Annotated in this window: 8 protein-coding genes; 4 read left to right on the forward strand and 4 right to left on the reverse strand. The window is 43.7% G+C overall.

What is annotated here, in order from left to right; translation table 11 throughout:
* Positions 1 to 2: 2 nt before the first annotated feature.
* Positions 3 to 959 (reverse strand): AAA family ATPase, encoded by a 957-nt coding sequence (locus ACYX4M_RS12870; RefSeq protein WP_014948808.1) that lies wholly within the window; start codon positions 957 to 959, stop codon positions 3 to 5.
* 429 nt (positions 960 to 1,388) lie between these two features.
* On the opposite strand from ACYX4M_RS12870, the gene fadI reads away from it, so the two are divergent.
* The 3 genes from fadI (at position 1,389) to ACYX4M_RS12885 (ending at position 5,265) form a co-directional block, all read left to right on the forward strand.
* Entirely contained in the window at positions 1,389 to 2,699 is a 1,311-nt protein-coding gene (gene fadI / locus ACYX4M_RS12875; RefSeq protein WP_014948809.1) for an acetyl-CoA C-acyltransferase FadI, read from the forward strand.
* 19 nt (positions 2,700 to 2,718) lie between these two features.
* Positions 2,719 to 4,860, forward strand: coding sequence for a fatty acid oxidation complex subunit alpha FadJ (fadJ, locus tag ACYX4M_RS12880; RefSeq protein WP_476080398.1), 2,142 nt, complete (start codon positions 2,719 to 2,721; stop codon positions 4,858 to 4,860).
* 207 nt (positions 4,861 to 5,067) lie between these two features.
* Positions 5,068 to 5,265 carry a hypothetical protein gene (locus ACYX4M_RS12885; RefSeq protein ID WP_461851276.1) on the forward strand — a complete coding sequence of 66 codons (198 nt, stop codon included), beginning with the start codon at positions 5,068 to 5,070 and terminating at the stop codon, positions 5,263 to 5,265.
* Positions 5,266 to 5,361: 96 nt separating this feature from the next.
* Here the strand turns inward: ACYX4M_RS12885 and ACYX4M_RS12890 are convergent, their stop codons facing one another.
* The 3 genes from ACYX4M_RS12890 to ACYX4M_RS12900 form a co-directional block, all read right to left on the reverse strand.
* Entirely contained in the window at positions 5,362 to 5,529 is a 168-nt protein-coding gene (locus tag ACYX4M_RS12890; protein WP_476080399.1) for a hypothetical protein, read from the reverse strand.
* Positions 5,530 to 5,828: 299 nt separating this feature from the next.
* Complete coding sequence (locus ACYX4M_RS12895) at positions 5,829 to 10,385, reverse strand: EAL domain-containing protein (protein WP_476080400.1); 4,557 nt, start codon at positions 10,383 to 10,385, stop codon at positions 5,829 to 5,831.
* 363 nt (positions 10,386 to 10,748) lie between these two features.
* Complete coding sequence (locus ACYX4M_RS12900) at positions 10,749 to 13,496, reverse strand: insulinase family protein (RefSeq protein ID WP_476080401.1); 2,748 nt, start codon at positions 13,494 to 13,496, stop codon at positions 10,749 to 10,751.
* A gap of 171 nt (positions 13,497 to 13,667) precedes the next feature.
* Here ACYX4M_RS12900 and sixA point away from each other — a divergent pair, with 171 nt between their 5' ends.
* Entirely contained in the window at positions 13,668 to 14,183 is a 516-nt protein-coding gene (gene sixA / locus ACYX4M_RS12905) for a phosphohistidine phosphatase SixA (RefSeq protein ID WP_476080402.1), read from the forward strand.
* Positions 14,184 to 14,209 lie beyond the last annotated feature (26 nt).

Below are 14,209 nucleotides of genomic sequence, written 5' to 3' on the forward strand. Positions count from 1 at the left end.
GCTTAAGGGACTGCGACAGTTGCAACAATCTTATCAAGTACGTCGTTAATCGTTACGCCTTCAGCCTCGGCTTGATATGACAGAATAATACGGTGGCGGAGCACGTTGTGAACCACAGCTTGAATATCATCAGGGCCAACAAAGTCTCTGCCGCTAAGCCATGCGTGAGCGCGTGCACAGCGATCTAGACTGATGGTTGCTCGAGGGCTTGTTCCCATCGCTATCCACTGGCCTAATTCCGCGTCAAAATTTGCAGGCTGACGTGTGGCCATAATCAATTGAACTAAATACTGTTCTAACTCAGGCGCCATATACAAAGACAACGCTTCTTTGCGCGACGTAAAAATATCGTCTTGAGTTAGCGTTGGTGGTGTAACAGGCGGTTCTGAAAGGGCTTCACCTCGGGTCAAACGCAATATTTCTAGCTCTGTCTCGGCGCCAGGATAATCGATGTCCACGTGCATTAAGAATCGGTCTAGCTGTGCTTCAGGTAGTGGATAAGTTCCTTCCTGCTCTAGCGGGTTTTGCGTTGCCATTACTAAAAATAGCGGGGGAAGAGGGTAGGTTTTACTGCCTACCGTAATTTGACGTTCTGCCATGGCCTCAAGCAGGGCCGACTGCACTTTTGCTGGTGCGCGGTTAATTTCGTCGGCTAGCACTAAGTTGTGAAAAAGCGGCCCTTTTTGAAAAACAAACTCGCCGGTTTCTGGGCGGTATATGTCTGTACCGGTTAAATCGGCAGGCAAAAGGTCTGGAGTAAATTGCACGCGATGGAAATCTCCGTCAATACCGTTAGCAAGTGCATTGATTGCGCGTGTTTTTGCAAGCCCTGGAGGACCTTCTACCAGAAGGTGGCCGTCGGCCAAAAGAGCGATAAGAAGGCTTTTGGTTAACGCATGCTGACCAATTATCTGCTGGTCTAAATAAGCGTGTAACTGTTGAAATTGCGCTGCTGCCATAATGCAAAATTTCCGTTTGAGTTCTCGTTATCAGGAAGTGTCATTTGAACGATAGAGTTTTCTACTATCTTATAAAGTGATCGCTTAGCTAAAAAGTAAATTACATACTAATTTAAATAACTTTTGCTCGTCACAATGACACAAAACAGACTTTCATTTCCATATAAGGTTCATTCTATCTTTCTTCAAGTCGTCAAACAGTAATAAAAATACGATATGCGGTTGAGTGCAAAGCGAGCTTCTTTAATTCCAAGAGCAGCCAATGATCAAAATTTGTGAACAGTGCAAACTTTAGTTTCATTTATATTGCCCTTAACCCTGCATTATTTGCTATTTTGTTCATTGTTTGTAAAAATCGGGTTTATTACAGGTCAGACCACTTTGGAGTATTAAGCTCAAACTTAAGGTGGTCATCAATTTAGGTGCATTATGGCAACAAAACAATCAGTTACTACCCGAGAGGGTGATCGCATCGCCATTGTCGCGGGGTTGCGTACTCCGTTTGCGAAAATGGCTACATATTTCCACGGTGTTCCGGCTGTTGATCTAGGTAAAATGGTCGTAAACGAACTTCTCGTTCGCCATGGTGTTCAAAAAGAATGGGTTGACCAGGTTGTCTACGGTCAAGTAGTACAAATGCCTGAAGCGCCAAACATTGCGCGCGAAATTGTCCTTGGCACGGGCATGAATATTCATACCGACGCTTACAGCGTATCTCGTGCATGTGCGACGAGCTTTCAGTCAACGGTAAACATCGCAGAAAGCATGATGGCTGGTACGGTACAGGTAGGCATTGCTGGTGGTGCTGATTCAACGTCGGTATCACCTATTGGGGTTTCTAAGAATCTTGCGCGTGCGCTGGTTGATTTACAGAAAACCAAGACCCTTGGCCAAAAGCTAAACATCTTCAAGCGTTTAAGCTTAAAAGACTTAGCGCCAGTACCTCCTGCTGTAGCTGAGTACTCTACCGGTTTGTCGATGGGACAAACGGCAGAGCAAATGGCGAAAACGCATCAAATTTCTCGTGAAGAACAAGACAAGCTCGCGCATCGCTCGCACAGCCTAGCCGCTGAAAGCTGGGAAGCAGGCAAGCTGTCTAGCGAAGTGATGACCGCTTACGCAGAACCGTATAAAGGTGCGCTTGAGCGCGATAACAACGTACGTTTCGATTCTAAGCTTGAAGGCTATGCGAAACTGCGCCCAGTTTTCGATAAAAAGTATGGCTCGGTAACCGCTGCAAACGCTACACCGCTTACCGATGGCGCTTCTGCAGTGCTTATGATGACAGAAAGCCGAGCGAAAGAGCTAGGTTATACGCCGCTTGGTTACATTAAGAGCTACGCGTTTTCGGCAATTGATGTTTGGGAAGACATGTTAATGGGACCGTCGTACGCGACACCTATTGCGCTAGACCGCGCAGGCATGACCCTAAACGACTTAACGCTAATTGAAATGCACGAAGCGTTTGCAGCGCAAACCTTGGCAAACGTTAAAATGTTTGCAAGTGACAAGTTCGCAAAAGAGAAACTCGGCCGCGACAAAGCGACGGGCGAAATTGACATGGACAAGTTCAACGTGATGGGGAGTTCAATTGCCTATGGTCACCCGTTTGCTGCAACCGGTACACGCATGATTACGCAAATGCTTAACGAACTAAATCGCCGTGGCGGTGGAACAGGTCTATTGACTGCGTGTGCTGCGGGTGGTCTTGGTGCCGCAATGATTGTGGAGACAGAATAATATGAGTCAGGAACAAGAAATGACAAATGAAGTTCAGCCAACATCAGGCGCATTTACGTTAACCAAGCAAGATAATGGCATTGCTATTCTTAGCATGGACGTACCTGGCGAGAGCATGAACACACTTAAAGCTGAGTTTGGAGACGAAATATCTGCCATGCTCGATGATATTGAGCGCGACAGCAGCATTAAAGGTGTGGTACTGACGAGCGGCAAGCCAAACTCATTTGTAGCAGGTGCCGACATCACCATGCTAGCGGCGTGTAAAACCGCTGAAGACGCCACAACGATTGCGGCTGGCGGCCAAGCTATTTTCGATAGAATTGAGAACATGAAGGCTACCTTCGTTGCGGCTATTCACGGCCCAGCGTTAGGCGGTGGTTTAGAGCTAGCATTAGCGTGTCACTACCGTGTATGTACCGATTCACCTAGTACTCAGGTAGGTCTACCGGAAGTGCAGCTTGGCTTGTTGCCAGGCAGTGGTGGTACTCAGCGCCTTCCTCGCCTAATTGGCATTCAGCAAGCGATGAAAATGATGCTTACTGGGTCTCCAGCACGCGCTAAGCAAGCTAAAAAGTACGGTATTGTAGATGATGTGGTACCTCACAGTGTTTTGCTAAAGGTAGCTGAACAGTTTGCGCTTAAACGCAAACCAGAAAGAGAAGCGCCGCAAAAGAGTGTGATGGACAAAATGTTAGAAAAAACAGGCCCGGGCCGTAACATGATGTTCAAAAAAGCGCGGGAAGCGACATTTGCCAAAACCAAAGGTAATTATCCAGCGCCAGGTTACATTATTGATGTAATTGAAACGGGCATGAACGAAGGGATGAAAGCGGGGCTTAAAGCCGAAGCTGAAGCCTTTGGCAAGCTAGTGATGACGCCGGAATCTTTCCAACTTCGTCAGATTTTCTTTGCGACAACTGAAATGAAGAAAGAAAACGGCGTTGAAGGTGTTAAACCTGAAAAAATGAAGAAAGTCGGTGTGCTTGGCGGTGGTTTAATGGGTGGTGGTATCGCCTATGTAACGTCGACCAAAGCCGGTGTACCTGTGCGTATTAAAGACGTGCGTGCTGAAGGCATTGCCAATGCAATGAAATATAGCTATGACATCTTAAACAAAAAGGTGAAGAAGCGTTTCATGCGCAATAGTGAAATGCAGAAACAGTTAGCGCTTCTTACCGGTACGCTAGATTATAGCGGCTACCAAGATGCTGATATCGTGGTTGAGGCGGTTTTCGAAGATCTAGACCTTAAGCAGAAAATGGTGGCGGATATTGAAGAGAACTGCAAAGAAAGCACGATCTTCGCGTCCAATACATCGTCTATTCCTATTACACAAATTGCAGCTAAGGCAGCACGTCCTGAAAACGTGATTGGTCTGCATTACTTCTCGCCAGTAGACAAAATGCCGTTGGCTGAAGTTATCGCACACGACAAAACGTCGGACCAAGTCATTTCATCTACGGTAGAGTTTGCTAAAAAGCAAGGCAAAACGCCGGTAGTTGTCAAGGATGGTGCGGGCTTCTACGTAAACCGTATTTTGGCACCTTATATGAACGAAGCGGCAAACTTGATTCTTGATGGTGAGCCAATTGAACACATCGACAAGTCTTTGGTTAAGTTTGGGTTCCCTGTGGGCCCTGTGAAACTGCTTGATGAAGTGGGCATTGATGTAGGTACTAAGATCATTCCATTCCTTGTAGAGGCCTTCGGCGAGCGTTTCACTGCGCCAAGCGCGTTTGATAAAGTGCTAGCAGATAACAGAAAAGGTAAGAAGAACCAAAAAGGATTTTATTCTTACGAGGGTAAGAAGCCAGGTAAAGAAGTTGATGAATCAATTTACGAATTACTCGGGCTATCACCGGCTGCCAAGTTAAGTGAAAAAGAAGTTGCCGAGCGCTGCGTGCTTATGATGTTAAATGAAGCTGCACGTTGTTTAGACGAAGGTGTTATCCGCAATGCCCGCGATGGCGACATTGGTGCTATCTTTGGTATTGGCTTCCCTCCATTCCTAGGCGGCCCATTCCGCTACATGGACACATTGGGCATTAAGCACGTAGTTGCTCGTTTAAACCATTATGCTACAGCAGTAGGTGATAAGTTTACGCCTGCCGACGTGTTAGTAAAAATGGCGGAAAACGATCAAAAATTTTATAGCTAAGTTTAAAAAATGTTAAAAGCCGGGCTCTGCCCGGTTTTTTTATGTCTAATATATGTTTTTGCTGGTTTATTGTTCTATTTTGGGTAGAATTCGCGTGATTAAAAAATAAACGTGTCAAATTGTTGGCGTCAATTATCAATGGGTTAACTTGGATAATTGATGGAAACAAGAAACTGCGCATAACTAGGTTAAACAGCTGGAGGCATTGTGATTTCACTCGTGGTATTAAGCGTTATCTTTTCTCTGTATTTTTATGTGGAAGCGTTTAAATGGGGAATGAACGCGAAGAAGTGGGCAATAGCGGGTTTTGCGTTAGGTCCAATCTTATTACCTATGTTTTCTATCTCTCGCCACATGCATTGGCGCAATGCGGTGGGGTTTAATAATCTTTATATTGCAGCATAGTATAGCTATTACGCTCAATAGACCTATCCTATTATCTTCAGATATAAAAAAAGAGAGTATGTACTCTCTTTTTTTGAAAATCGTTTCAGCTTCAAATTATAAGCCTACACCATGACCGGCACCACCTGTTTGAGGTCTAATGTATTCGGGTTGAGTAGTGGTTTCTTTTTGCGACTCAGGAGCTTGTTTAGCGCCTTCTTGCGTGTCGGCAGCAACTGGGGTAGCGGTAGAAAGTACTAGTGCAACTGCGTACTCTTTTAACATGTTGATTTCCTCTGATTATTATTTTGAACGAACAAACAAAGCCGATTTTTATATTGGTTACCGGCTCCCTAGTATTAGCTAGATACGTGCCAACATAGACAGGAATAAATATAGTGCTTACAAATCAGAGGTTTATGTTTTTTTGGTTATTGTGGTGGAAGTAGAAAAAGCGCTAGCGCCATTATAATGACACTAAAGTCTAATATACGAAGGTTGGAAGGGAAGAGTTTTGCCTTAGCTTGCCGCTAAAAGGGTAAAGGGTGCCCTCTGGAAAGAGCGTTGAAGGAGCAATGAAAGCGTTAGTACTGGCTACTGCCTAATAGTGTATGCAGCTTTTGATTTTCTGTAAGCAGCTTTTCGAAACGTTCTGCATTTAACGGGCGGCTGTACAGGAAGCCCTGCAACATCTCGCAGTCGTAGCGACGCAGTATGTCCAATTGAGACTCTTCTTCTACACCCTCGGCGACAACTTTAAGGCCTAAGTTGTGCGCAATGTTGATGATGGCCGCAGCCATATGGCGGTCTACGTTACTTTTTGCAATATCGTCAATAAAGGCTTTGTCGATTTTTAAGGTGTTTAAAGGGAAGCGTTTTAGGTACGCAAGTGATGAGTAGCCGGTACCGAAATCATCTAGTGCAAGATGGATACCGCGTTCGCGTAGTCGCGTCATCATTTGAAGGCCGTTTTCAGGGCTTTCCATCAGCGTTCCTTCGGTAATTTCACACTCAAGATGCAGTGGGGACAGACCGACATCGCTTAGTATTCTATTTATTCTGTCGTCCAAATCTGGCAGTTCGAACTGTTTTGCCGAAATATTGACGGCAACGCGCCCGCTAAACAAACCTTGCTTAACCCAGCGTTTAGTATCGGCGCAGGCCTTGCGAAGTACCTGCTCGCCAATCTCAATAATTTGGCCGGTTTGCTCTGCTAACGGAATAAATTGCCCCGGACTTACTATACCTTTTTGCGGGTGTTCGAAACGCACTAGGGCTTCCATACTGACTAACTTACCAGAGGCTATATCTACTTTAGGCTGGTAGTAAACGGTGAACAGGTCGTCTTTAATACCTTGACGGATCAAATTTTCAATTTGCAGCTGCCTAACCGCGTTTTGATTCATTTCACCGCTAAAGAACTGATAGCTGTTGCCGCCGTTATTTTTGGCAAAATACATTGCTGTATCGGCATTTTTCAGCATTTCCTGAGGCGATTCACCATCGTCAGGGTAGAAGGCGATACCAATACTCGCGCCTAGCACAAACTCTTGTTTATTGATAATAAAGGGGCGCGATAAGGTGTCTAATAAGCTTTGTGCATAGTGGGTTACCGTATGAATATCAGCATTATCTTCCATCAATATACTGAACTCGTCTCCACCTAGGCGATAACAAGTGGCGTTTTTGCCCGTAATACGCTGTAGCCGTTTAGCAATTTGCTTAATTAGAATATCGCCGGTTTGGTGGCCCAGTGAGTCGTTTATCTTTTTAAAGTTATCCATGTCCAAGCAAAGTAAGGAATGAGCGCTGGACTTACGTACCAAGTTTTGATGACTTGCTTGGAAGAATGAACGGTTAGGAAGTTCGGTCAACGGGTCGACATTGGCAAGTTTTAAAAGCTCTTTTTCAGTACTCTTACGAGACGTAATGTCGCTGAATACCCCGACAAAGTGACTTATTTTGCCGTCTTCATCGTGCACAGCATCAATATTGAGCTCCATTTCGTAGCGCTCTCCGTTTACTCGTACGCTCTCTACTTCACCAGACCAGTTGCCTTTAGATTTGAGGGTTTTCTTAATTTCCTCGGTAAAGGCATCGGGGTATAAATGAAAATGCATAAAGCTGGCAAGTGCTTGGTCACGAGTTTCGCCGGTATAGCTGCAATATGCATTATTAACGCTAATAAACTTGAATTGGGTATTGGTAATAAATACCCCTTCAGAAATGTTCTCAATCGAGCGCTTAAACAGGTTAAGCTGCTCTTCAGCTTCTTTTAAGTGGTGAATATTTTTGAGCGTGCCCGTCATTCGCACCGGCTGCTCGTTGTGGTCGCGCTCTACTACTTTTCCGCGATCGAGGATCCATATCCACTGATTTTTAAACGTCTTGGCACGGTAGGCCAATTCATAAAAATCACTGTTGCCCTCTAAATGCTCTCTGAGCGCAGATTTGACTCGGATAATGTCGTTAGGGTGAATATTGGCATCATAAGCGCCGGTAGTGCGTATATCGTCTTGAGGGAAGTCCAGCGTACCCCAAGTGTTTGCACGATATACCTGACCTCGATACACATCCCAGTCCCATAACTCATCGCCTGAACTCCACAGGGTTAGCTTTAAACGCTCTTCCGACTCTTTTATGGCAAGCTGATTTGCTTTTCTTATTTGGTATTGTCGTAAAATGAAGGCGAAAATAGCCAATGCAACTAAACCGTAAAAAACAAGTGCGACGGTGTGAAGCCAAGGGGGGCGCTCAATGGTTACTTTCAAATTTTTGCTTTCAGACCAAGCTTTGCCGGGCTCTTTCGCTTGCACTGAAAATGTATAGTTACCAAAAGAAATATTGTTAAACTGAGCAGTACGTTCTTTGTCGACGTAAATCCATTCGCTCTCAAAGCCGGTAAGCTTGTACCTATAAGTCACTTGATCTGGATAAACCGGATTAACAAGCCCAAAAGAAATACTAAAGCGGGTTTCATCGTGCTTTAGTGCTAACTGTTCTTCGTAAGTGATATTTTCTTTTAACGATAAATAGCTTGAAGCCTCGTCATTTTCGACTTGTTTGCGTTTAGTCTTAGCCAAAGAGCCAAAAACATTAACTTGATAAAGTTGAGGGCGAAGGGTTTGCTCAACTTGGTCACTTGCGCTTATAGCCTGCTTTGAAATTTTAACAAAACCTTTATTACCACCAAAATAAATTGTCTTATCAGACGTGGCAATGACGGCGCCTTCACCAAGTGAGTTAAATTCCAACTGGGCGTTAGGAATACTATCGGCCTCTCTGAGCGAAGGTAGATGAACCTTGTGCACGCCCATTGCATCGGAATACCAAATGCTGTTTCCTACAGCTACTGTTGAAGTTATAAAACCACTTTGGTTGTCTCTTTTTTGTTTATTAATTAGAGCGTAGCTTTTTTTATCTAGCTGAATAACGCCACCTGACCGTGTTGTCAGCCATAAGCCGGAAGGAGTTTCATGCACGCCATAGACTAATGAATTTATTCCGTTGGATGAGTCTAAGACTCGAATGACTTTTCCCTTATTTACTGAGTAAATAATTAGCTTTTCACCTGCTCTAAACCAAATATTATTTTTGTCATCTTCATAAATTGCTAATATACCTCTTGTTTGTTCAATTGTTGCTGTTTTTATCGCTTCGTTATTTTGTATCTGGTTAGGACTAGAGTTAGTGTTTACAGAAAAGATACGGCCATCTAACATTTGTAGCCAAATGGATGAGTCGCCCTTGAAAATATAATCTATGAATGAGCCTTTGAAATACTCATGTACTAATTCTAGATTGTCTCCATTATCTTTTAGCACGAGTAAGCCAGCGGACGAAGCAATCCAAATATTATCTCGTTCATCAATTTCAATGTCCCAGTAGTGTATGGCGGGGTCCATTTCTTCGAAAAACTTGAAAAAGGATACCTTGCCTGTTTCTCGGGATATTTTACCTAGCCCTTTTTGCTGAGAAATTAGGTAGAGTGTTTTATCGTTGCTTTCGGCAAAGCCCCACAAGGTAGAATAATTATCGTCGCTGTGGCGCTCGGAGTTGTAAACAGGTTGAAAATGTACACTGGCATATTCGGGGTGGTACTTAAAAGCACCGCGATGAAAGGTGGCGGCCCATACTACACCCGTGCGGTCTTCAATAACTCGAAATACGATGGCCGATGGAATGCCAGTAGAACTATAAATATCTGAATTTAAATGCAAATAATCAGGTCGATAATCGGGAGATATTGTCGCCTCAGCAGCATCTGACAATAAAAAAAGTCCAATATAAGTGCCCACCCAAATATCTTTATCTACCACAGAGATTGAGAAAGAATTAACTTCTTCGGTGACTCCCAAATCACTGCTTTTAATCTGCTTTAAAATACGACCATTAGAAGCCAATACAATAAGGCCCTCATTGGTTGCTAACCAATAATTGCCGTTAATTACAGCGATATCGTGAAGGGCTCTTATATCTAAAGAAACCCCCCAGGGGTTGACTCTGCTCGCGTTGTGAACTTCCAGCGTTTCAGTATCTATTAGTGCAGCGCCGAATTTATTGGATCCAACCCATATACGGTTGGCCTCTTCAAAAATCACCTTTATAAAGCTTTCTTCTTTAAAGACTTGAACAAGAACGCTTATTTGTGAAGTTTGTTTTGAATAGCGGTAAAGAAACTTCTTATCCGCGAATAAAATGTCTCCATTTTTAGCCTCCGAAACTGCAGTGATAAAGTCTGTCTTTATCACAGAGTTGTCTTTATTGAAGACTTTAAAACTGTCTGTCTCTGGCTGGTAGAGCGCCAGCCCTGAATGCGTTCCAACCCACAGTTGCCCTTCAGAATCGACAAATAGTGTTTGAATGTAACCGGAAGGTAAGGAATTAGGGTCAACGTCTGATGGATGGTATTGCTTTACGTCATAACCCGAATAGCGATTAAGGCCATTTGACGTCGCAAGCCAAATAAACCCCATATGGTCTTCCACAATGTCTAGCACTGCGGTGTCTGATAGGCCGTGTTGCTTGTTTAATTCTGTGAAATGAAGATCAGAAACTTCTATCGCCTTCGCAGGATTACAGAGAAATCCTGACAAAGCCAACGAGAAAAGCAGCATTGAATAGATTAGGGTTGAGCGCACCTATACACCTTTGGCATACGCCATTTATTATTTTTTTATTTTTTACTGGCAGCATCCCTAACAACCAGAATAATAAATATGCCGAATTAACTGAGCCTCTACAAGGACTTTTTAGAGTTAGAAGGGGCGTTGGGTTACTTATTAAGCAACTTCAGGTAAATCCGGTGTCTATTTATCGACATATTAGTCAAAAACTTGACGTTTAAATCGCAGGTTAGCATCTGTTTTCTGTAAAATGCTGACAGAAGAGGGAGTATTACAGACAAATTTGAAGTCTTTCATACAATAAAGGCGGCAGACTTTCCGCTTAATTAAGGCGCTAAACTAACCTTCATTAGGGCGCTATACTCAGTGGCATTGTGGTCAGTAGTACGGTATCTCTTGCTTGAAGTGGGAAATACTATTTATTGTACGCTTCTCTTGAGTTGGAATTGCTTCAAACTTTCCTTTTGAAAACAGGACAAGCTCTCCACAGCGTTCGCGCTTAGCGAGCTGGTGCGCAAAATCTTGGATCTCTTCAAAACTTAGCTCTTTCACTCGCTCTGCTAATTTAACGTTTCTATTAAACCCTAAGTCTTGTGTACCTAAACTCACCCATAGTCGCTGAGATTTCATGGATAGCGTTAGGTCTCGTTCTTCTAGCTGTTTTATTAAATTTTGTTGAATCGTCGGCCAGTAGAAGCGATAGAACTCAATTTCATTTAGCTGCTGAAACAGAAATTCTGTCATAGCATCTAACAAATTTTTCGGGCTACATTGCGGGCTTTGAATGTAGAAGGCCATACCAGGGTGCTGGTTGTGCGGAACGTAGCCAGTTCCCACAATATAACCTAATTGCTGTTCTGTTCTCAAAGAATTGAAAAACGGAGCGGCTAGCATTTGCTCTAGTACCATACAAAGCGCCGTGTCGGTTAAGCTCGGTGAGGGGGCTTGAAGATAGAGTACTACCGCTGCGTCATCGTGCTTACAAAGCACTTCATGGTAAAGCGTGCCCCCCACGGGAAGTTTAGATACAGCCCGTGAAAGCGGGCCGCCGCGGGCATTTGTGCACTGCTCATAAAGATTCATTGAAAAGGCTTTTGCCTCTTCGCTAGCCCAGTTTCCGTGCATAAATGCTTCAATAAAGTAATGCCCGAGAGCGCGACTCCTGCAGTTGAGCATTTGCTCGAAGGTGATACTGTCTATTACATCTAATAGCTCTACTGGCGCCTGAGTGTTGCGCTGGATAAGTACGCTCAATCGGGAAAATAAGCGGTTAGTAGGCTTATTTAACAGCGAATTGTGTAGGCTTTGAATTTGCAACGCTTTGTGATGCTCGAAGGTTTTTTCATCAGGTATGAAATCAAGCACCGCAGCGAGGAGCTGATTGGCCAATAAAGTTTGTTGATTAGTGAAGCCTCGGGTGTGAAGTGTAAATCCCGCCTGATGTCCGTATATACGATAATGCAGGCCCGCTATTTCGGCTCTATAATATTTCGCCTGCAGGTAATCATTTAACGCCCCAAGCCATATACGTTTTGCAGCAACAGCTAGTAAAGAGTCAGAAAATTCCGCTACGTCAAAAGAGATATAAATATCACCTTTGGGGCTATGGAACTGCTGGTCTTGAGCAAACCAAAAACGATAACCGCCATTATCCACCAACTTATTAGGAATATTGAAGCCAGTCTCGGGCAATATTAGGCTGTATTCGTTGGCTAAATAAGGGTTGGGTGGGGGAAGCTGTAATTCACTAATAGCCTTTGGTGAAGCAAGCTTTTGCAAAAGTGCGGGATCAATTTTCTCTACACTGTATTCCGCCTCGTAGAACGCGCACACTTGTGTGGTTTTTACGTCTTTCGAAATAACTTTCAGACGAATGTTGTCTGGAGTGAAATAGGATAAAGCGTGTTCAATGACGTTTTTGTCATAGCTGTCTATGGTCGAGCGAAGTTTACCTAATTCGTCTTGGCCAAAAATAAACTGGTGCTGTGCGTATTCTGTTACCACGCTAAGTGGCTTGATATTCTCTTCGTACTCAAGGGCTAGAGTATTTAACTTTGATTTTTCGTGAAAGCGCCAATCTTCGTGGGATGCCTCTCGGATTACTGAGATATAGCTAAATAGTGCTTCCAATACACGGTTTTTGTTTTCCAATCCGTTTTGAGTAAGCTGGAAACTCACATTGAAGTCTTTAAACTTGTCTCCCTCAATACCCGAACCGGCAATAAGATTAAGCGCCCAGTCCTTTTCTTTAAGGTAGGCTAGTAAGCTACCTTCGCCCTCATCGCCAATTAAATGGCTAATATAGTTTAACGGCTTTGTTTTATAGTCATTTTGTAAAGCGGGTAGGGCAAACGTCACTATCATCCGCTTTGCTGACTGTAGCGGATGTATGTTAATTTGTATCCCCAATTCATTTTCGGTGTAAAGTGCTGGCCAGTCATCTGACGCTAACTGTCCTGCCGGCATACTGGCAAAACATTGATGCACTAATGCCTCAAGCTGAGGCAAAGGCATAGTGCTAGCAATACACAGGCACATGTTTTTTGCACAATAATAAGTTTGATGAAGTGCTTTGAGTTGTTGCTTTAGCGCAGCGCATCCATGTTGAGAAAAGGTATCGCTGTTACCTACTGAGAACTTAGCGAAAGGGTGCTTTGGGTTACAGGTTTCCTTGTGAATTTGGTAAAGGCGACGAAGGTCATCTTTTTTCTTAAACTCAAATTCCGCATGAATGTTTTTTATTTCGTTGTTGAGCGCTTCTTCTTCAAATAAGGGCTGTCTAAGCATATCCGCAAAGGCAGGTAAGGTCTGCGCAATCGCGTCACTACTACAATTAAAATGGTAGTTGGCGTATTCGGTACCAGTCCAAGCGTTTATGTTGCCCCCGTGCTGTTCAATAAAGCCATTTATTGCATTAGGTTTGGGTAAGTGCCGGCTCCCCATGAAAAGCATGTGTTCTAAAAGGTGAGCTAATCCATGACAATCGTTGGGGTCGTAGAAATGTCCTGCCCGTACCGCCATAGAAACAAAAGACTCATTTGCCTCAGGCGTATGACACAGCATAACACGCAGGCCGTTGGGCAAAGTTATGTTGTGCGCGTTTTCTAATTTGATCGAGTTATTCACATTTTCTCATATATGGTCAAAAGCACCTTACTGCTGGAGCATCTATTAAGATAATCTTCACAAAACCTTAAATAATAGTCGAGAATTCTCATTATTCACGGTTTAGCGCTAGGCGTAGATTCAGCTCTCTGATATCTTTAGCGTACTTTCATTAATACTATGCGCAATGTTATGTCAGGTCAAAGTAGCAACGACGACATTTATCTTTTCATTATGCGTCACGGTGAAGCAGAAGCACCTCGACTCGATGACAAAAATAGACAGCTCACGTCAGTAGGCCGAGAACAGGCCAAGGCGGCAGCTCTGTGGTTAAAAGACCAGTATTGTACAGAGGGTATTGTTGATTTAGCTCTTGTAAGCCCCTATCGCAGAGCAAAACAAACCTTCGACATGGTGTCGCTAGACGTTGAAGCGGGTAAAGTTGAAAGTAATGAAGATATTGTTCCAGAGGGCTCGCCGCGATTGGTAAGTGACTATATTGACGGTCTGCTTCATGCTGCGGTTAATTCAAAAAAGCCAATCAAAAAACTGCTAGTGGTAAGCCACATGCCGCTGGTTAGCTATCTGGTAGATGAACTTTGCCAGTCTTACACTACCAGCTTGTTTTCTACAGCATCAATTGCTGTTATCAAGTATTCATTGAACGAGCATAAAGGCACCTTAATTACCCACTACCAAGGCGTCTAAAGCGTATAGTTAATTCATCCCCAATT

The organism is Alteromonas sp. ABV4_150 (genome assembly GCF_056311745.1).